At 48.7% G+C, this 20,283-nt stretch carries 16 protein-coding genes and 2 pseudogenes; 13 read left to right on the top strand and 5 right to left on the bottom strand.

The annotated features are described in order from the left end of the window. The first annotated feature begins 167 nt into the window (after nucleotides 1-167). Complete coding sequence (locus MUB23_RS15535; protein ID WP_244801596.1) at nucleotides 168-356, top strand: CPCC family cysteine-rich protein; 189 nt, start codon at nucleotides 168-170, stop codon at nucleotides 354-356. A 116-nt stretch (nucleotides 357-472) separates the two neighbouring features. Then, nucleotides 473-1,627: an RHS repeat-associated core domain-containing protein gene (locus MUB23_RS15530; RefSeq protein ID WP_244801595.1), complete on the top strand. Its 1,155-nt coding sequence runs from the start codon at nucleotides 473-475 to the stop codon at nucleotides 1,625-1,627. 389 nt (nucleotides 1,628-2,016) lie between these two features. On the opposite strand, the gene MUB23_RS15525 is transcribed toward MUB23_RS15530, so the two are convergent. Both MUB23_RS15525 and MUB23_RS15520 read right to left on the bottom strand, forming a co-directional pair. Further along, the gene (locus MUB23_RS15525; protein ID WP_244801594.1) at nucleotides 2,017-3,258 is read right to left on the bottom strand and encodes an MFS transporter; all 1,242 of its coding nucleotides are present in this window, start codon (nucleotides 3,256-3,258) and stop codon (nucleotides 2,017-2,019) included. 155 nt (nucleotides 3,259-3,413) lie between these two features. Then, on the bottom strand, nucleotides 3,414-4,415 hold the full coding sequence (locus MUB23_RS15520) for an ArsR/SmtB family transcription factor (RefSeq protein WP_244801593.1): 1,002 nt from the start codon (nucleotides 4,413-4,415) through the stop codon (nucleotides 3,414-3,416). 150 nt (nucleotides 4,416-4,565) lie between these two features. Between MUB23_RS15520 and MUB23_RS15515 the strand changes: the two genes are divergently transcribed. Next, nucleotides 4,566-4,874 (top strand): hypothetical protein, encoded by a 309-nt coding sequence (locus MUB23_RS15515; RefSeq protein WP_244801592.1) that lies wholly within the window; start codon nucleotides 4,566-4,568, stop codon nucleotides 4,872-4,874. A 491-nt stretch (nucleotides 4,875-5,365) separates the two neighbouring features. Beyond that, a pseudogene (locus MUB23_RS15510) lies at nucleotides 5,366-5,598 on the top strand (transposase); the annotation flags it as partial. Between the two features lie 124 nt (nucleotides 5,599-5,722). On the opposite strand, the pseudogene rhuM reads toward MUB23_RS15510, so the two are convergent. Together rhuM and glnA are read right to left on the bottom strand one after the other, a co-directional pair. After that, a pseudogene (gene rhuM, locus MUB23_RS20035) lies at nucleotides 5,723-6,232 on the bottom strand (RhuM family protein); the annotation flags it as partial. A 395-nt stretch (nucleotides 6,233-6,627) separates the two neighbouring features. Next, on the bottom strand, nucleotides 6,628-8,055 hold the full coding sequence (gene glnA, locus MUB23_RS15500; protein ID WP_244801591.1) for a type I glutamate--ammonia ligase: 1,428 nt from the start codon (nucleotides 8,053-8,055) through the stop codon (nucleotides 6,628-6,630). A 443-nt stretch (nucleotides 8,056-8,498) separates the two neighbouring features. Between glnA and MUB23_RS15495 the strand changes: the two genes are divergently transcribed. The 9 genes from MUB23_RS15495 to MUB23_RS15455 all read left to right on the top strand — a co-directional run bounded on the left by MUB23_RS15495 (nucleotide 8,499) and on the right by MUB23_RS15455 (nucleotide 18,957). Beyond that, on the top strand, nucleotides 8,499-8,909 hold the full coding sequence (locus MUB23_RS15495; protein ID WP_244801590.1) for a cupin domain-containing protein: 411 nt from the start codon (nucleotides 8,499-8,501) through the stop codon (nucleotides 8,907-8,909). Nucleotides 8,910-9,045: 136 nt separating this feature from the next. Next, complete coding sequence (locus MUB23_RS15490) at nucleotides 9,046-9,924, top strand: DUF362 domain-containing protein (RefSeq protein WP_244801589.1); 879 nt, start codon at nucleotides 9,046-9,048, stop codon at nucleotides 9,922-9,924. Nucleotides 9,925-9,972: 48 nt separating this feature from the next. Next, nucleotides 9,973-10,698, top strand: a complete 726-nt coding sequence (locus MUB23_RS15485; protein ID WP_244801603.1) for a carboxymuconolactone decarboxylase family protein — start codon at nucleotides 9,973-9,975, stop codon at nucleotides 10,696-10,698. A 346-nt stretch (nucleotides 10,699-11,044) separates the two neighbouring features. Then, nucleotides 11,045-12,742: a hypothetical protein gene (locus MUB23_RS15480; RefSeq protein WP_244801587.1), complete on the top strand. Its 1,698-nt coding sequence runs from the start codon at nucleotides 11,045-11,047 to the stop codon at nucleotides 12,740-12,742. 263 nt (nucleotides 12,743-13,005) lie between these two features. Then, nucleotides 13,006-14,421, top strand: a complete 1,416-nt coding sequence (locus tag MUB23_RS15475; protein ID WP_244801585.1) for an ATP-binding cassette domain-containing protein — start codon at nucleotides 13,006-13,008, stop codon at nucleotides 14,419-14,421. Continuing rightward, on the top strand, nucleotides 14,408-15,445 hold the full coding sequence (locus MUB23_RS15470; protein WP_244801584.1) for a sugar ABC transporter substrate-binding protein: 1,038 nt from the start codon (nucleotides 14,408-14,410) through the stop codon (nucleotides 15,443-15,445). The genes MUB23_RS15475 and MUB23_RS15470 overlap by 14 nt, the downstream gene beginning before the upstream one ends. Before the next feature lie 5 nt (nucleotides 15,446-15,450). Continuing rightward, entirely contained in the window at nucleotides 15,451-16,416 is a 966-nt protein-coding gene (locus MUB23_RS15465; protein WP_244801602.1) for an ABC transporter permease, read from the top strand. Then, entirely contained in the window at nucleotides 16,413-18,014 is a 1,602-nt protein-coding gene (locus tag MUB23_RS15460) for a response regulator (protein ID WP_244801582.1), read from the top strand. The genes MUB23_RS15465 and MUB23_RS15460 overlap by 4 nt, the downstream gene beginning before the upstream one ends. 28 nt (nucleotides 18,015-18,042) lie before the next feature. Next, nucleotides 18,043-18,957: a sensor histidine kinase gene (locus MUB23_RS15455; protein WP_244801581.1), complete on the top strand. Its 915-nt coding sequence runs from the start codon at nucleotides 18,043-18,045 to the stop codon at nucleotides 18,955-18,957. Here the strand turns inward: MUB23_RS15455 and purF are convergent. Beyond that, complete coding sequence (purF, locus tag MUB23_RS15450) at nucleotides 18,897-20,261, bottom strand: amidophosphoribosyltransferase (protein WP_244801579.1); 1,365 nt, start codon at nucleotides 20,259-20,261, stop codon at nucleotides 18,897-18,899. The genes MUB23_RS15455 and purF overlap by 61 nt on opposite strands. Nucleotides 20,262-20,283: the final 22 nt, after the last annotated feature.

The raw sequence follows: 20,283 nt of genomic DNA, 5'->3' as shown, positions 1-20,283 counted from the left end.
AAAATAAGACGACGTCTTATTAAGTGAACCCCAAAGATCCAGATATCCATGATTTTAGGCCATGGGGAATGACATAGACTAAAAAAGCTTTCTATGAAAAAAGAAAAAGTAAGAAAAAGCGAGTTAACAAGAAAAAAACAAAGATTATTATGGGAGGAGATTGATTTATGCTGAAATACAAATGTCCGTGTTGTGGAAGTTTAAGTTTGAGTGAACCACCACCGGGAACTTTTGAGATTTGTCCAATATGTGGTTGGGAAGATGATGAAGTTCAGTTTAATGATCCGGACTATGAGGGTGGAGCCAACCGGTTAAGTTTAAACCAAGCAAAGAAAGTATTTTTGACAAAAAAATAAGAACTTTCGCCCGGCTTTGTCGGGAGATGTTCTCAGGCCGGGTGGCATCAAGCCACCCGGCCTCTAATTAGCACACTTTTCGCTCCTGTTGATTCACTGCATTTTGGACGGAATCTATGGCTTTTCATATTGCCCCAACAAGCCTTCAAAGTCTTGTACCGGATTTTTTCAGAGAACGGTTTAAAATAGCATACGGGCGGTCACCCTACACCTACACGGCAGAAAACCGCCTGAAGGCAATCAATGGCTGCGGCCACGTTCTTCTGGCGGCGACCTATGATGGGGACGGGGAGAAGATCTTCCAGCTGGATTATGTGGAGCCGGAAAAGAAAAATAACGGGAAGGGGAATGGAAATAAGAAGGAGAACCATGAAATTCCTGTGATTCCGGAGGATGCTTCGGACGGCCTGAGTGAGCTTTATGAGATGGCAAGCGGAGCAACCGGGAGCTATACGCTGACGGAATATCTGAACGATGTGAACCGGGAGAACACGGAAGTCCTGGCGGAAATCGGGATGGACGGAGCGGTGAAGAAGGCGTATACTTATGGTGAGCAGAGGCTTTCTGTGGACGAGACCGGTGCGGATGGTTCTTCGAGCAGTTTCTATCTGTATGATGCGAGGGGAAGCGTGTCGGCACTGTCGCAGAAGGATGGGACAGTGCTGGAGTCTTATCAGTATGACCCGTTTGGACGGATTACTTTTGGAGCGCCTGCGGACGTGAACGTGTATGGGTATAACGCGGAGTCTTATAATCAGACGACGGGGCTGCTGTACCTGCGCGCACGCCATTATGACACGGAGACGGGGAGATTCCTGACGGAGGACGGGTATCTTGGGACTCTGGGGAATCCGATGAGCCGGAACCGGTATGCTTATGGCGAGGGGAATCCGCTGGGGAATGTGGATCCTAGCGGGCATAGTATTATTTCCACGTTTGCTAAAACCGTGAAAAACACGGTGGAGAAAATGGTTCGGAATCAGCAGGCCAATCAGAGGCGAGAACAAATGCTGATGAAACAGGCGGCCAGGACGAATCCGGAAGCAGTGGCACAGGCGATTGGAAGAAAGGTGGCAAATTCTGCGAAGAAAGTCGTGGGAACCATCGCGGAGAGCACAGCTAAGAAGGCGGTGCAGGCGGTAAGCGTTATGCAACACCCGTTTACAGAAACTTTGAAAGGCACATTGTTTCTGAAACTCCATGCGATTAGGTTTCATGTTCTCACCTCCTTTCGTGCCGAAAGGCGGGTAGGACTTCCCCTTTTCGCGTGATAATACAGGCGATTTTTTCAAACGCCGAATGACAGGCAGATTTTTTTGAAAAAATCTTTGGGTAAAACAAAATGCGCCCGTCCGAAAAAAACGGACGAGCGCAAAGGAATTGTAAACAGTATTCAGATGATTTGACAGTTCATATCCATAGTCGGAATATCCCGTAGTCGTGTAGAGGCTTTTTTTGATAACATGAAGATTGTCAAATTATGTCGATAAAAAGTAAACACGGCGATACCTCCTCGATACCGCCGTATCCTTAACAAAGGGCGACTTTAATACACCCTCCGTATTTCCAATTTTCAGAAAGGAAAACGGCGGTTAAATGAATATTGTGACCACCGCTTTTCCTTGTCAGCGGTTATATCCGCTAATGATTATGGTTATCCTTATTCAAGCTGTTTTTCGACTTTTGCAAAAAAGTCTTTCGTTTTGAAACCAATCATGCACAAAATTATTCCTGTTGGAATTAAAATAACGTAAACCATGTTTGCAAACGTATCAAATAACAATCCATAAATGATTTGTCCTAATGGTTGCGCACATAAGGAGAACGTCGCCGTATATGCCATCACTTTACCTATCATATTATTTGGAGTTAATTGCTGAATAATTGATAAAGCAAATATAGAAAAGACACAAGCCACAATTTGAATAATGGCAAATGATAGCATTAAAACAGTATACTTCATATAAACACCAGTTGAAATAATGAAAATAGCGCCAACAGGTAACAAACATATTCCGACAGAAAACAAAGTCAAATATAATTTCCTTATTTTAAATTTTGAAACTATCAATCCAGAAATGACGCTACCAAGAATAACAGTAAGTCCAAGCATACTTTCTGTTGCACCATAAAATTTCGCATTCAGTCCCAGTATTGTTCTAACCATATATGGTAATCCAACTAATGCAATTCCTTGAATAAAAAAGCCAATAACAGCTACCAAAAGCAGTATTTTTAAAATAGCTGTTTTTTCCTTACAGATAAATTTTGTACTATCTTTTAAATCTTTTTTTACTATTTCCAAAACATTTTCAGTCGTCCGTTCCGGATGATAGTCAAGTTTAATAAAGCACTCAAATACTGCTGTTATGAAAAAACAAATGACACCTGCATACATAACTGGTTTTAAGCCAAAAGCTGTATATAACAGGCTTCCAATAAAAGGAGCCGCAAAAGCAGAAACAGCACTAATTTGATTTACAACTGCATTCCCCAAAATAATGTTATCTCCTGTTTGCATTTGTGGCACACACGCTTGAACTGTTGGCGTTTCAAAAGCCCCTAATATTGACTGTATAACAAGCGTTAAAACTATTATCACCAAATGATTTTCCGAGTTTATGAAAACAGCAGCTAATAAAACTATTACCCCTGCCATAAAATCCAAAATCACCATAATATTACGCCTGTTTGCTCGGTCGGCAAGAATACCCCCTAACGGAGATAATAAAATCGTTGGTAACATTGCAAGTGCTAAAAAACTTGCGAAAATTGTTGCCGAACCTGTTACCTCTAAAACATACATTGATAGGGCAAAATCTAATATACAGTTGCCAAATAAAGAACTTGTCTGGCCTGCTATTAGTAAAGAAAAATTTTTGTGGAAAAGTTTGTTGTTCATACATCCTCCTATTTTAATCTAATTAGTTTGATGTACATCTAATACGTGCGGCAAAAAAATAATCGCATTGCGATTAGAAGTACATAATATATTTTACAGTAAATTTAGATATTTGTCAAATATTAAATGAGAAAAATTTTATCCTGCCTCAAAAATCAAAGAGAAAAAATAGATGAAATCTGATTAGTCAAATCCCGTAATGTCTCTTTAGAAATCGTGTAATATACTCGTCCGTCCTTTTTTTCTACGTTTACTAATTGATTTGATAATAATACATTCATGTGATGTGAAACAGTGGCAGCGGAAAGATTCAATTTTTCCGCTAATTCCAAATTATATTTTGGTGCTGTCAATAAAGTAAGTAGTATGTCAAATTTACTGCTGTCACCAAGGGCTTTTAATGCAGGAAGAAGTTTTTTTTGAGAACTTCTTACTTTCTCAATAAGTTTATATACATCTTTTGCAAACAGACCCACATAAGCAGTACGTGAGTTTACTATTTCAATGGCAGGATATATCAAAATAGGGGTTGGATTAATATCTTTTAAAATATTTTTGCTCATATAATTACCATTAGGAAAATCAGCAAGCAATTTATCCAAAGGCTTTTTAATAGCGTCTATCGCTTTTTGATATGCAACAATATTCTGTTTAATAAAGTTTAATAAACTTTCCATTTTCTTTTTAGGTGACTGTATTAAAACCATAAGTTTCCAACATATATTAGTGGAATATTTTGTACTCTGCAATAAAGTGATTATCTCATTTAATGGTGGAACTACAACAAACTCTTTTCCTTCAAGTAACTCATTGATAATTGCTAAAATAATTGTATCGTCAGTCACTCCGCTAAAATCATTATCGAACCACTCTGAATTATCTGCGCATATAGTTTGTAAAAGTATGAGGAAATCGTCATCAGCAAAAAAGAAGTCAAAATCTTCACACTTCTGAAAAGTCATATTTTGTCGGAAGATAGTAAAATATTTTTTGTGTATAGCCCCAAATTTATTAAAAAGCTGTGTACCATCAATGCCATGCTCCGCTGCGGCATTTTCCCACAACTCTTTTTCTATAAAATTAGTATGACTGCACCCATATAACAAGCCGATTATTTCAAAATATTTATTTAGATTGCTTCCAGTTGTTTTTTCCATGTCCATTCCTCACTTTATTTACAAAATCAAATTAGATGTTATTCAAACACGATAGATATATATATTATATCCGTCTCGAAAAAATTAAGCAAGCATGAATTATATGCTTTATTTCTATCAAAAGATATAAAGAATGCCAAAATCAAGGAGGTGTTAAGTGGTTATGTTTTATTTGATGTAAACGATATAATATCATCACATTTCTTTGACAAGGAAATAAATAAGGATATTACCTATCAGGATATAAGAAGCTTAGAGGAATATTTTAATGATTCAGGTACCTGTAATATCTACTTAAAAAAAGCCATAATTGGCACAGACCTGGATAATGTTTTAATTCTTATTTCGTTTGATGAAATAAGTGGAGATATTACAATTAACCTTGAAGCAGAGCAACTAGAAGATTATGATAGACAAGAACTAAAGAGTAAATTAAAAAAGTTATTAAGTTTTATATAAGAATTTATAAAGGCGGTGAAGTAGGAGAAATTATTTTGGGATTTGATCAAGCTACCCGACCTTTAACCAGCACACTTTTCGACCCTTGAGATACGAGCTATCAGTAAGGACTTGGTAAGAAAAACTCAAGGTAAGGAAATAGAACTGTGGATTAGTTCTATGGCAAAATGGCACACCAGGGGTATAAGGGGAAGAAAAGAGGCTGATCGTAACTACCAGAAAAGCATAGTGTTGAACTAGTGGTCAGATGGTAATGGTTGCTGGTTCAACACTATGTTTTTCTGGCGATATCACCATATCACAAATCAATCCGCCATTTCTACATTACATTCCACAAACATTCAGAACTACTCCCAAATGACTTACGGATGCTCCTTTTCAGAGTTAACATACGACAACTCCGACAGGGGAATAACCTGTAAAATTCGTAGGTTAGGGAAACCGACAGACTTAATCCCCCTAGCGATAGCCGTTGCAAATCTGTCAACCTATTTCAGTATCCGGAGGCGATCAGACGCCTGATCTATACCACGAACACTATTGAGGGGGTTAACCGCCAGCTTCGTAAAGTGACCAAATCAAAGACGATATTCCCATCCGATGACAACCTTTTAAAAATGATGTATCTTGCAATGATGGATATCACGAAGAAATGGACGGGGCACCGGACTGGGGACAAATTCACTTCCGGCTTGAGATATTTTTTGAAGAACGGTTATCCTGATTATAAGCTGCTATGGCTGGGTGTAGGGCCGGGAAAATGGTTTTGCCCTTTCGCAACTGTCAACTTATTTTACTTCCGTTTTTTGAGTTTACACAAACTTTGAAACAGTCTCCCTATCCAACAGTTATTTTTTTGAATCTGATGTATTAGCAAGCAGGCGATCAAAATCGCTTTGATATGTTCTGTCTTGCAAGACACGGAATTTTTCAAATTCACTTTCTGCAAACGCTTTTGCAATGGCAACTGTTACTTTCCCTTTGTCATGTAGAATGTCTTCTTCATTGAACTGGAGGAACGCATCCAAACGTCCAACCCAATCCTGCATATGCATGATATTTCCTCGCCGTACCTGTCTTTCTGCATAGTCCAGGTACATCGTTACAATTTCGTTCAAGTGGTTTTTTGCGACTGAAACATCCGACTTACGAATACGCTCCAACTGTTCCTCGAAATAATCTTTGCCGAAAAAGTTTTCCGGTTCACGCAAACGGTCATCATCCATCACATATCCTTTAATGATGAATTCTTTTAATATCCGATTTGCCCAAATGCGGAACATAGTGGCCTTTTTAGAATTAACACGGTATCCGACAGCGATAATGGCATCAAGATTATAGTAGTTGGTATTTTGTCGTGTTTGCCATTGCTTTTTGCCTGTTTTCGATGCGCAGGTACATGGGACAAACGGATGTAAAGGGTCAGATCATTCTGCTGATCTTCTGCCTGGCCGTCATAGTTTTTAGCCTTCAATCCGCGTATCCCTTTTACCGGATCTGGAAAACAATTACAGAGTATCTCCCTTTTCGGGAACCGGAACGGTTGCTGTACTTTGGCAAAACAGAATGCGTGGAGCATTAATGTATCAACCTGCAAAATAAAAAGCTGACTGCCAAAAGGATATCACCAAAATAAACGAAGAAATGCGGCGAAAAACGTCCGGCCGCAAATGATAAAGGTAAAAAGCTGCGGCGCCCAGCCGGATCAGAGGCAGGACAGCCGCAGCTTTTCCATCTATCATTTCATCATTCGTTACAGATCATAATATTTCTGAAACTCCGCCGGATGCGGAATCTGCTCGATTTCACTGCTTTCCGCCCGTCTTTTCTCCAACCAGATCTGAATCAGCCGCTCCGGGAATACGCCGTTCACCGTCAGATAATCATGATCCTCTTCCAGTGCGTCCAATGCCTCGGAGAGCGACCTGGGAAGGGACTGGAGCTTGTCCTTCTCCTCTTCTGGCAAGTTGTAGAGATTGTAGTCAAACGGACCCCAGCCGTTGGCCTCCGGATCAATCTGATTTTTTACGCCGTCGAGTCCTGCCATCAAGATAGCCGCATAAGCATAGTACGGATTGGCCGTGGCGTCCGGGTTGCGCAGCTCAAAACGCTTGGTTTCCGGGGATTTTGCATAGGCCGGGATCCGGACAACCGCGCTGCGGTTGGAGGTGGCGTAGCCAATGGTAACCGGGGCTTCATAACCCGGCACCAGCCGCTTAAAGGAGTTGGTGGAAGGGTTGGTGAAGGCGCACAGGGAGGCCGCATGTTTCAACAGTCCTCCGATAAAATAATGGGCGGTTTTGCTGAGGCCGGAGTATCCGTCTTTGTCGTAAAAGACCGGCTGGCCATCCTTCATCAACAGCATATGGACGTGCATTCCATTGCCGGCTTCCCGGTAGATCGGCTTGGGCATAAAGGTGGCGGTTTTCCCTTCGGCAGCGGCCGTATTCTTGACTATATATTTGACAATCATGGTCTTATCCGCCATTTCCACCATATCGCCCAACTCCACCTCGATTTCCATCTGGCCGGGGCCGCCGACCTCGTGGTGGTGATATTTGACCTTGACGCCCCAGTCCTCCAGCATCATGCACATTTTACTGCGCAGATTGTAACCTACATCGTGGGGGGCGGCGGCATGGTAACCGCCTTTATAGGGCACGTGATACCCGTTGTTCATTCCGTCGTCCAGGCCGCTGTTCCACTCCGCCTGTTTGGCGTCGATGCTGTAGGCCGTTTTCTGAGGGGTGACGGTGTAACTGACGTGATCCAGAATGTGGAACTCGAATTCCGGCCCGATTACCATCCGGTCTGCGATTCCGGTCTGCTTCATATATTCAATGGCCCCCAGAGCCACATTTCTAGGGTATTGATCGAAGGGCTCGTTGACTTCCTTGATCACACAGACATTTCCGCACATGGAAAGCGTGGGGATCGAGACAAACGGATCGATCACAGCAGTTTCCATGTCAGGGATGAAAACCATATCGCTTTTCTCAATCGGGGCAAAACCATAATTGGAACCATCAAACCCAATTCCATAGGTAAAAAGATCTTCATGAAACCGTTCTACGGGAATCGTGATGTGACGCCATCTGCCTTCCAGATCCGTCATTTTAAAATCAATCATCTGGATTCCTTTTTCCCTGCATAATGTAAGAATTTGTTCACTGCTTTGCATTCAGTTCCTCCTATCGCTTGGCCGCTGTCATCTCAGTTCAATTCATTATCGGTATTGTATCATATATTCGTGAAATAGAAAGAGAAAATTTCCGGCAGTGAGTGAAAAAAGCTGAGGTTTTGCGATCACGCCTATTGGATAAGGCAGCTGTCTCGTATCCGCCGGCAGAAATACACGCCTGGCAGGAAATCCTCAAAAATGAATTAATTTTTATATTGATAAAAGAATTTAACTTTGCATTTTGTAACTGCCAGAACTACCATACTATGTTTGGTGCAAGCGTAAATCGTTTCAAGTCCAGGAATTCATCCGCGCCCCCTTACTCATGCAATCAAGAATTTACTATTTCATTTTACAGCATAATGACAAAAAGACCTTGACATGGAGTGAACTCCAGGTTGTAAAATGATTTATAAAATCAATCATAAGATAGGGAGGCATTTATGGATCAATATGAGAACAGCGTAATTTTTCCCAGAGGAGAGGAAAACCCTTTCGGCCAGTATTTCACAGGCCAAAGCTATCTGAATATGCTGACCGGGGAAGGCGTGGCCATCGGGAATGTAACTTTTGAGCCTGGATGCCGGAATCATTGGCACATTCACCAGGCCACGCAGAAAGGCGGTCAGATCCTGCTTTGCACCGGCGGCCGGGGCTGGTATCAGGAATGGGGCAAGGAGGCCAGAGAGCTACGCGAAGGGGATGTTGTATTCATTCCGGCCGGGGTCAAGCACTGGCATGGGGCGGCGGCGGATTCCTGGTTCGTCCACCTCGCGGTGGAAGTGCCGGGAGAGAATACAAAGACGGAGTGGTGCGAGCCGGTCTCCGCGGACGACTATGAGAAATTGCCGTAGGCAGGAGGAATCGGAGTCCCTGGCGGAAAATCCGCTTGAGCGGGCATCATAAAATCATTCAGCAGCCAATGCGGCAAAGAGAATGATCTCTATGCCAGATCAGGCTATCAATCAACAAAGTAAGGAGTAATCAAAAGTGGAAAGAGCTAAAGTTTATTTTACAAAGGATATCAGTCCGGCCGGATTGAAAAAGATCTATGACGCGCTGGGAGTTACGCTGCAAGGCAAAGTTGCCGTCAAGATTTCCACCGGCGAACCTGGCGGACACAATTTTCTCTCCCCGGACCTGATCAAAGATCTGGTCCGTCAAATAAACGGAACCATCGTAGAATGCAACACCGCTTATGAGGGGCGCAGAAATACCTCTGCCGCCCACTGGAAAACATTTGAAGAACATGGTTTTACGGCTATCGCACCCTGCGACATCCTGGATGAGGAGGGAGATATGCCGGTCCCAGTGGAACATGGCCTCCATCTGAAGGAGAATTTTGTCGGCGCACACCTGGCAAATTACGATTCTATGCTGATTCTCTCTCATTTCAAGGGTCATGCCATGGGCGGTTTCGGCGGCGCGCTGAAAAATATGTCCATTGGGCTGGCGTCCTCAAAAGGGAAGCTTTGGATTCACACATCGGCGTCCAGTTTGAACTTTGACGATGTATTTACCGCTGACCATGATTCTTTTTTGGAGTCCATGGCGGATGCAGACCAGTCTGTAATGGATTACCTGGGCCGGGAGAATCTGGTTTATATCAATGTGGCGAATAAGCTGAGCGTGGACTGCGACTGCGACGCTCACCCGCACGACCCGGAGATGGCGGATATCGGCATATTTGCTTCCGTGGATCCCGTGGCTTTGGATCAGGCCAGCGTGGACGCTGTTTACGCATCCCCGGATCCCGGCAAGGCTGCTCTGATCGAGCGGATGGAAAGCCGGAATGGGATTCACACCGTGGAAGCTGCCGCCGCGCTGAATTTAGGAAGCCGGGCATATGAGCTGATCTCAATTGAATAAGGAGATGTCAAGATGAATGGTAATGGAGATGATAAGGAGAACCCGTGGATGCAGATAGAGTCTCTGGCGAAATATCAGGAGACGGATCCGGAATTTATCGAACGCTTGTGCCGTTTCGCCTTTGACGAGGTAGCGAGTCAGGACGATCTGGACGTCAGGACCCGGTGGATGGCCATTCTGGCGGCTCTGATCGGGTGCCAGGCAGTGGAATGCTTCCGCGCGATGCTGCCGGAAGCATTCCGCCTGGGCGTCACGCCGGTGGAAGCAAAAGAGATTGTCTATCAATCGGCCGCCTATCTGGGCATGGGAAAGGTTTTTCCCTTTTTGGACGCCGCCAATGAGATCCTGGCGCAGTCCGGAGCAAAGCTTCCTTTAAAAGGCCAGGCCACAACCACCTGGGAAAACCGGCGCGAGGCGGGGACGCAGGCCCAGGTTGATATTTTCGGAGAGGGCATGAAGGACTTTTGGAAATCCGGCCCAGAGGAAAGCTGTCATATAAACCGCTGGCTGGCCGCCAACTGCTTCGGCGATTATTACACCCGGACCGGGCTGGATCTTGGCCAGCGGGAGATGATCACGTTCTGCTTCCTGGCGGCCCAGGGCGGGTGCGAACCTCAGCTCATCAGCCATGCCGCGGCCAACATCAGGATTGGAAATGACAAAGGGTTTTTGATCAAAGTGATCTCCCAATGCCTTCCCTTCATCGGATATCCCCGCAGCCTCAATGCCTTGAGATGCTTGAACGAAGCAGCGGCACAAGGGGGAGAAAAGTAGAAGCGCCTCCTTATGATTACGTGCTCTCAGCGATTGAAAACAAAGGTTCTTACCAAACCCACCGGACGGCAGTAACGCCGCGTGTCCCTGTAAGAACCTCTGTTTTCAATCGCTTTTTTCTTGTGCTCCTCCATTGCGCCAGAAAAACAGCGGGAAGTACGACCCTCGCTATTTTTCCCTATCCGAAGCCCTCCACGAAAGTGCGGTACCCCCATTTCCCTCATCCAATCAGAAACAAGTGAAAATCGTCCACATTATCTGAACATTACCACATTGAAACCCGGCAAAAAGAAAAATAAAATAGAGTCAACTGGTAAATCCAACAGCCGGAAAAGGAGGGAATTCCATGAAAAAGAGGAAACTATTAGCCTTGGCGCTGAGCGCCGCCATGACAGTCACGATACTTGGCGGCTGCGGGACTTCCACGCCAGAGACATCCGCCGCAGCTTCCACGGCAGAGCCTGTCTCTACAGCCGCCACAACGGCAGCGGCCGCATCTACCGCGGAGACAACGGCCGCCCCAGAGACAAAAGCGGCACAAAAGTCATACCCGCTCGTCACGGAGGATAAAGAAAACCAAGGGCAGTATGCCGCGCAGGAGACGGGCGCCGCAGCAAAGTTTGAATGGTACAAATGGGAATTTGAGATTGATCCAGAGATCGATACGGTTGGCGAAATCGGGGATGGTGTCGGTGAGCTTTACTTCCGCCTTTTTGTACCGGAGGGAAAAGACGGCGAGAAGTATCCGCTGGTGGCGGCTCTGGGCGGATTGGGAAGCCAAAACGGTATGACGGCGGAAATCAATGGGTACGCGTTCCGGGGCGCGGATTATGCGTCCGACAGCAATCAAGCGGAACATCCCTGCTACGTCCTTACCTTCCAAACGCCTTTTGAGGCCTGCGTCAATTATGAGGCAGAGCTGGAATACGTGTATCAATTTGGTGAGGTGGCAAAATATGTGGCCGAAACCTACGGGAATGTGGATCTGGACCGCATCTATGCCACCGGCCATTCCCAGGGGGCAGGGTGGAGCTACGAGCTGGCCTCTGTTCAGCCGGAGTTATTGGCCGCTATATTGATCAATGCCGGGACGACGGTACATACAACTTGGGGAAATCAGTGCGATATGGAGGCCATTGCCGGTTCAGACGTGAATATCTATATTTGGCACGGCTTCAATGATCCTTATATTCCGGTAAATGAGGCCTATCGGGCTTACCATACGCTGAACAAACTGGGAAAGAACAATATCGTCATGGAGATCCAGGACGGCAATTCAGTTCATTCTTATGGAGGACACGTCAACAATGACATGACTTCTCCGGAGGAGACAACGAAATATATGTCCTGGCTGTTCGACCAGAAAAAAGGCGTTCCCTGCACGGAAAGCCCGGAATTGACGGAAGAAGGAACCTACAATGGTTATGCCTGGGCAGGGGTTCAGGTTTTCTCCGGAATCAAAGACTGGGCGACGGCAAATGACTATGCTTCCTGGACGGAGCCAAAAGAAAACAAAACCTGGGACCAGGTGAAAGAGAATGCCCCGGCTTTTGCCGAAGGCGAGGGCGGCACCGGAACAACCGTGCTGGGTAAAGTAAGAATCGGGGATGAGACGGCAACCTCCTACGACGATGCCGGAAAGGAGAATCCGGTGGTGGCCATCAAAGCAGGGGACTCCGCTGCCATCACGGTCCAGGGGTACACCGGCGGATACGGAGATGACTGGGACGCATTCCAAAAGGAATGGTCCGTGGATTGGGCGGTCCTGGAAGGAAGCGTTACTAACATTGAACTGACCCATGAAGCAAGTGAAAAACCGATTGTCAGACCGGAGACCGTCACCTTGGCGAACGGAGGAGGGCCCAATGTGAACAACTCCCTGTACAATGAGAATACCTTAGACGGGAAACAGGTCTACGTGAAGATCGACACGGCGGAAGATTTTGAAGGGGATACCCTGAAAGTAGCGCTTCGCTTTACCAGGGATCTGGGGGATGGAGAGTACGCCTCCTACTATCATGTGGTCGAATTTTCTGTGGAGTAAAAAACATGGAAAGGATCGCTGGTTTCTCTGAACACGGGAGAGGAACAGCGAGTCAAAATCGTATATAGCTGGAAATGCCAGGCGGCTGAAAAGGTTCATGCTACCGCAATGCGGAAAGCAGTCTATTCGGCCGCCTTTTGGCGGACCGGTGGATGGCGGGAACAAGAAACCGCGAAGGAGGAAGAGATTAGATTGACGGGCGGGGAAGAAACGGCTAATATATTTTTGTTTTAATACCTGTAAACGAAAAGGAGGGCGGGCCGGTGAGCCGTGTCAATGAAATCAAAAGAGAATGCCTGCGAATGTTTCGCCTGGAAAAGCGAATCCGGGACAATCAAATCCTGGATCAGTTGGATTTGAGCCTGTATGTCGGGGAGGTGACGGGGCTGGCCGGCGATGAGACTTCTGGAGTCGAGGCCATGTGCCGGATTTTATCCGGTGATGCGGTTCCCACCGGAGGAAAATGGTTCTTCATGGGAAAGGAAACCATGGTTTTCCGGCGGCAGGATGCCAGAAAACTGGGGATTTACCGCATCCATGCAGAAAGCCGTCTGCTGGAAGGCATGAATGTGGCGGAAAATTTATGCCTGATCCGTCCCAAGGCATTGGTCCCCCAGTCGGAACACCGCCGGGTCAAGAAGAAAAATATTGAACTGCTGGCCAGGGAGTATCTGGAGGAATGGGGGGTTTCCGTGGATCCCCGGAAACTTCCGGAAGAGCTGACCGGCGCGGAGAAGCTGTTTCTTATGATGGTGAAGGCGGTCATGTGCGGCGCGCGCCTTTTGATTTTGGATCATGTGTGCGGAAATCTTGCGGGGGAAGACTGTCTTCGGCTGCAAAGGATTTTGGAACGGATGAAGAAGAAAAATATGACAATCCTTATCGCGGAAAAGCAGCCGGAGCGGATGATCCGGTGTTCGGACCGGGTGGTTGTTATGAACCAGGGCGGCGTGACGGGGGATTATTACCGGGGAGAATTTTCCTCTGGTATCATTTTGTCGATGCTCTGCACGGGGTCTTTGCAGGGAAATGCCCGCGATTCAAAAATACCGGGACAAGAACGTCCGGACAAAGCTTGCGCGTTTCTGAAACCAGGAAAAAAATCCGCAGTACCAATCCCTCTTTTCCCAGGAAGTATTGTCGGTATACTGGCGCAAGGTCTGACTTGGAGAAATTTCTGGGAACACGTTTCCTATGACAAGGCGGATTCCAAGAATCACAGAGAGGGGAGGATTCAGACCCTCTTAGGAGAACAACAAAAGTTTGGGTTGTTCCATGGTTTTTGTCCCGCGGAAAATCTAAATCTCAGAATTCTTTGTAAGATGAAAGGACGTTTGGGACTAATTTCTTCCCGCCTGCTGGAATACTCCTATCAGGAATGTTATCCAGGCCAATCGCAGGGGGCGTGGGAGAAGGAGGAAGAGATGAGCACCGGCGCGAAGCTTCGCCTTGCTGTCGAAAGCTGCCTGAGGAGCCGGCCGGAACTGATTTTAATGGACCGGATGGGGCGGAATCTGGATGTCCGGCATTTGAATGAACTGTGCGGAGAAATTTCCCGTCTCTCGGAACAGGGGATATCCGTCATTCTCTTGAATTCATGCGAACCCCTGATCCGGCGGTGCTGTCACAGTCTCTGGTCAATCAAAGGAGGAGAATTTTGCAGGTATGAAAAGGCGTAGACAAAAAAAACAAATCGCGGGAATGCTGGCGGCTTTGCTTCTCCTGTTTTGTGGATGCGGACCGGCGGCGGAACGGTCGGAGAATAGAACGATTGGATTTCTGGCGTCGGAATTTTCGAATGAGTTTATGATCGCCATGCAGCAGAGCTTCCTGGACCGGGCCGAGGAGCTGGGGCTGGAAGTCAAGATGGAAATCTGTAACCAAAATCCAGAGATCCAGATGAACCAGGTATATGATTTGATTGCCCAGGGGGTGGACGCCCTGGCGATCCGTCCGACGGATTCAGCCTCTGCATCGGCGCTGCTGGAAGCCGCCAACCAAAGCAACATCCCTGTATTTCTATATGATACGCGGGCGGAGGAAGGAAGCGCGGTCAGCCTTATCACCACGGACAACTACTCGGTCGGGAGCATGGCGGGGGAAGCGGTGGGGAGACTGCTGAGGGAGAAGAAAAAGGGCCTGCCTGCAAGGATTGCTGTGGTTACCGGGATTTCGGAACTCAGTTCCCATGCCGACCGGTTGCAAGGTTTTTTGGACGCCCTGAGCGCCGGTTACCCGGAGGTTGAGGTCGTATCGGCGCTGCCGGCGCGTTATGCGGAAGACGCCTTGAATTTGGTTTTGGACTGGCTAAGCCTATACGGGAAAGAGTTGGATGGTATCTATGCAGTCTCAGATTATCTGACGACTCCTGTTTTGGAAGGAATTCGGTTCATGGGCTATACCAGCAGTGTGGAATCGCCGGAGGGATTGGTTGTGGTAGGGACCGACGGCAATCCGGATACGATCGCTGCCATCCGGGCCGGGGAATTATCGGGCACGGTTTCCCAGAATGCCATGAAGATTGGAGCCCAGACTGCGGATATTCTCTACCAATATCTAATCGGCAAGGAACCGGTGGAGCGCGTCTATTACATCCCCTCTCTTCTCATCACGCCGGATAATGTGGACAGTGAGGAAGTAAAGGCGTTCGGTCTGTGGGCAGATGAATACCAGGAGAAATATGCAGGAGGTGTTTCCCATTGAAAAAAATGAGGCGTACCGATTTCAAACAGTTCCGGCGAACGCTTCCGGTCTTGCTTTTGATTCTGCTCGCATCCCTTTTTCTGACCTGCCGGAGCCATGCGTTCTTGACCGGTCCGAATTTACGGAATCTTTTTATGAAATCCGCCGCCGCGCAGGTGATGGCCTGCGGGGTTACGTTCCTTTTGACGGCGGGTGAATTTGATCTGTCCGGCGGAGCCGTGATCGCTCTGTCCGGTTTTTTGGGGGCAAGCCTGATCGTCCGTTTCGATCTTCCGGTGATCCCTGCTGTGATTTTGATTCTGGCCTTAGGCGCCCTTTTGGGCGCGGGAACCGGATGGCTGGTGGCCCGCCTGCGGATGCCGTCTCTGCTGACGACGCTGGCGCTGATGCAGATAATCCGGGGATTGGTACTGAGGCTTTCCAGCGGCACAACCGTCTCCGGATTAAGCGCCGGGTTCCGATGGCTGGGAACGGCCGTGCTGCCAGGGGGAATCCCCGCGGCGGCTTTGCTGGCGCTGGCACTCACTCTTTTTTTGCAGGCGGTGCTGCGCCGGACCGTTTTTGGCTACCATGTCCGCGCAATCGGGGAGAACGCTGAAATCGCGGATGCTTCCGGCATTCCCGTAGAAAAACTTTTGCGGAGGCTTTATCTTTTGGCCGGGATTTTTTACGGCCTTTCGGCGTGGATCCTTGCCGGCCGGGTCGGCGCGGTCAGTTCTTCCCTGGCGGATGGGCAGGAGATGACGGTTCTGGCAGGGATTCTGATCGGAGGATGCTCCCTGTCCGGCGGAACCGGAAGTTTTTTTGGCAGCTATCTTGGCATTTTATTTCTGACCATTGTGGATAACGGTGTCAATCTGTTAAACGTATCTTCCTATTGGGTTCAATCTTTACAGGGCGTGATTATTCTCGCGGCAGTGATGGGCGATACCCTGCCCCGTTATCGGAGGAGAAAAGAGGAGCTGGAATGAGAACGGTTTTAATCGTGGATGATGAAATCGCAGTGTGTAATCTGGTTAAGCATCTGGTTGACTGGGAAAGGCTGTCCTTGAGACTGGCCGGATTTGCCCACGACGGCTGGCAGGCTTTGAAAAAAATAGAAGAAGAGCGGCCGGACATCGTGATTACGGATATCCGTATGCCGGGTTTATCCGGGTTGGAATTGATCCGAGAGATCCGCCGCAGGGGCCTTCCCGTGCTGTTCGTAATTATCAGCGGATACCGGGAATTTGAATTTGCCAGGCAGGCGATTCTCTATGGGGTGGAGGATTACCTGTTAAAGCCTCTCAGAGAGCAGGAAATCAATGCTCTGCTGTACCGGCTCAGCAAAAAACTCCAGGATGCGGAGACAGACGGGAACCAGAAAGACGGGGATGCCCGGCAAGTGGAGGCTTTAAAGCAGAACGTCAGGCGGCTTTGGATGGAGCGGGCTTTTCAGGGGGAAATGGAGGAAAAGACTTCCTGGCAGGAAATCAACCGGCAGTTTTGTTTCCGCTTTGTGGAAGGGGAATTTACGGTCTGGATGATGCGCGTTGACCCGGAAAAGGGCATCAGCGGCAGAGAGGAAGAACGAGGCTTTTTGCTTCGGCAAGCCATGGAGAACTGGGAGGATTGGATGGCTGGATTTTATTCGGAACAGGTCATGATGGTAGGCGGGCGCCGCGGATATCTGCTGACGAACCGGGGGCTGGAAAAGAGGAGGGACTCCTGGCAGGCGGAAAAGGAGGGGCTTCTCTGGCAGAAAAGTTGGAGAGAAAAGAAGGAGCACTACACTTTTACTTTGTCGTGCAGTGATGCCTTTTTCCATCCCTGGGAACTTTCCGGTGCGGTGAAGGATGCAGAAAATAAGTTGTCGCAGTGTTATTGGAAAGGATTTGGGCGTCTGTATGCCGCCCGGCTTCCGGATTCCCACGGACCGGACAGAGAACTGACACCTCAGGAAAAGGAAGATTTGGAAACAGCCATGATTCCCTTGGATCCGGACCAACTGTACCAACATGTGGAAAAATTGCTGAGGGAGGAGAGGAGGCGGGAACCGGAAAATTACCGGGGAAGCCTTTCCTTGCTTTTCCAATGTGGGGAGTTTCTTGGCGGCAGGATGAACCGGATGGCGGGAACCGAGACGGATGACCGGCGCTCTTATCGGGAACAGGCGGAAAACTGCCGGACTTGGGGAGAACTTTTAGACTGCCTGAACCAATATTGCCGGATGATAACGAAAGAGGGACTTCAGTCCCGAAAAATCCAGGCGGCGCTTCCGGTTCGGACCATACAGCAGTACATGAAGACTCATTTCGCAGAGAGCTTGACATTAGAGGGCATGGCGGAAATGGTGCACTTGAACCCGGTTTACTTCAGCGGCCTGTTTAAGAAGGAGCTTGGGGTGAATTTTTCCGATTATCTTGCCGGGCTCCGTGTGGAAAAGGCAAAGGCTCTTTTAAAAGAGGTGGACTGGAATATTTCCGAGGTCGCCGCGCAGGTCGGGTATGGGGATGCCCGCTATTTCAGCAAGGTTTTTTCTAAGCTGGTTGGGATCAACCCAAAAGAGTACCGAAGGCTCCACAGTTGACGGGAAAACGAAGAGAAAGGGGAACGCCATGAGCAGGCGGAGAATAGACCAATGGATACAAAGGATTCGGAATTACCGGCGGGAAAGACAGTTTATTGCAAGTTTGAAGCGTTTGGGTGTGGATTTTACCTGTCCGAAACCGGACGGCAGACCGGAAGCATGGGTCAAGACGGTACTGGAACAGGCGGCGTGGCTGTCCGACTCCGAATATTCCTCGCGGCTTTTGAAGACGCAGGCGCAGATCAATGCCCTGTACAGTCAGATCAACCCGCATTTTTTATACAACACGTTGGAACTGATCCGCAGCCAGGCTTTGGACCGGGGCGTCGGGGAGATCGCGGAAATGGCGGAAATTCTGGCCAATATGTTCCGCTACAATATCAGCCATCCGAAAAAACTGGCGACGCTCTCCCAGGAGATGGAGAATGTAAAAAACTATTTCTTGATCCAGCAGTACCGGTTCCAGGACCGTTTTACCTTGGAAGAGCTTTTTGACCAGGAGGACGAGGCTTTGATGAACTGCCTGATCCCCCGGCTGTCTTTGCAGCCCATCGTGGAAAATGCGGTCTACCATGGCCTGGAACAAAAGCCAGGTAAAGGGACGGTGCAGATCCGGATTTTTTTGACCGATGAGCGGATGGTCATTCGGATTGCCGACGACGGCGTGGGAATGTCTCCGGATACTGCCGGGCGGCTGAGAGCAGCGCTGCGCCAGGGCGTGCCGTACGCGGGGGACGGCCAGGATAGAAGGGGGATCGCCATCGGTAATATCAATCAGCGGTTAAAGCTATATTATGGGGAAGAATACGGACTATCCTTCAGCAGCGTGGAGAAAAGCGGGACCATCGTTGAAATGACGGTCCCGAGACAGTACGAGGCGGATTATTTCCCTGCCGGATACCTCCCGTCAAAACAGGCAAAGCAAAATTCATCCCCTCCGTAAGCCGTCATCAGGTCCTCCGTGCTCAAAAACCGCAGGGAATCCGCTCCGAGTACCCGGCAGAGCTCTCCGGTGCCCATCTGCGCCGCGATCAGCTCGTCCCTGGTGGGCGTGTCAATGCCGTAAAAGCAGGGAAAGCGGATTTCCGGGGAGGCGATCCGTAGGTGGACCTCCTTCGCTCCGGCGTCCTTTAGGAGCCGGATGATCCTCCGGGAGGTGGTGCCCCGCACCAGCGAATCATCCAGCAGGATCAGCCGTTTCCCCTGGATGGCGCAGCGATTTGCCGCCAGTTTTCTCTGCACGCCGAGGTCCCGCTGCTCCTGGGTGGGCTCAATAAAGGTCCGGCCCACATAACGGTTTTTGATTAATGCCACCTCATAGGGAATTCCGCTGGCCTCCGCATATCCAAGGGCCGCGGCCAGAGCGGAATCCGGCACACCGGCCACCAGGTCGGCTTGGACATCTCCGGCGTCTGCCCGCGCCAGGATTTTCCCGGTTTCCTTGCGCATCTGATAGATGTTTCTTCCGTCCATGGTGCTGTCGGGCCGGGCGAAATAGATGAATTCCATGGCGCAGGTCCGCCGCTCTCCCGGCTCTGCATAAGAGAACGACTGAATCCCATGGGAAGAGAGCTTTAAGACCTCGCCCGGACGGATATCCCGGATCCACTCTGCTCCGATGCTGTCAAAGGCGCAGGTTTCGCTGGCCAGCACATATCCGTCCCCTCTTTTTCCCAGGGCAAGAGGCCGCAGCCCGTTTCGGTCCCGGACCGCATACAGGCTTTTTTCCGTCAGAAACAGAAAGGCAAAGGCCCCCTGCAGTTTGGCGCAGGCCCGGCAGATTTTTTCCGCCAGCGGCCCTTCCTCCATCTGAATCAGGTGAAGAATGATCTCGCTGTCGCTGCTGCCGAGAAAAAGATGTCCCAGGCGCTCCAGCTCCACGCGGAGCGGCCGGGCATTGACGATCTGACCGTTGTGGGCCACCGCCAGGGAACCAAAGGTGGCGCGGGCCACGATGGGCTGCAGGTTCTCCGCCTCATCCCCTCCGGCCGTGGCGTACCGGACATGGCCAATGCTATGGCAGCCGGCAAGGCATTCCAAATCCTCCTTTAAGATCGCCTCGGTCAAGAGCCCCTTCCCTTTCCGGCAGAACAGCTTCCTGCCGTCACTGGACGCGATCCCGGCTCCTTCCTGCCCCCGGTGCTGGAGGGCGTGAAGGCCAAGATACGTGAGGCCGGCCGCTCCGGGCGTTTGGTAGATCCCGAAGACTCCGCACTCTTCCTTTAATTTATCCCAAAAATCTTCCATGACGATTTTTCCGCCTTTCTTT

Source organism: Cuneatibacter sp. NSJ-177, assembly GCF_022867805.1.
GTDB lineage: Bacteria > Bacillota > Clostridia > Lachnospirales > Lachnospiraceae > Pseudolachnospira.
This window is presented reverse-complemented; position numbering and strand designations above follow the sequence as displayed.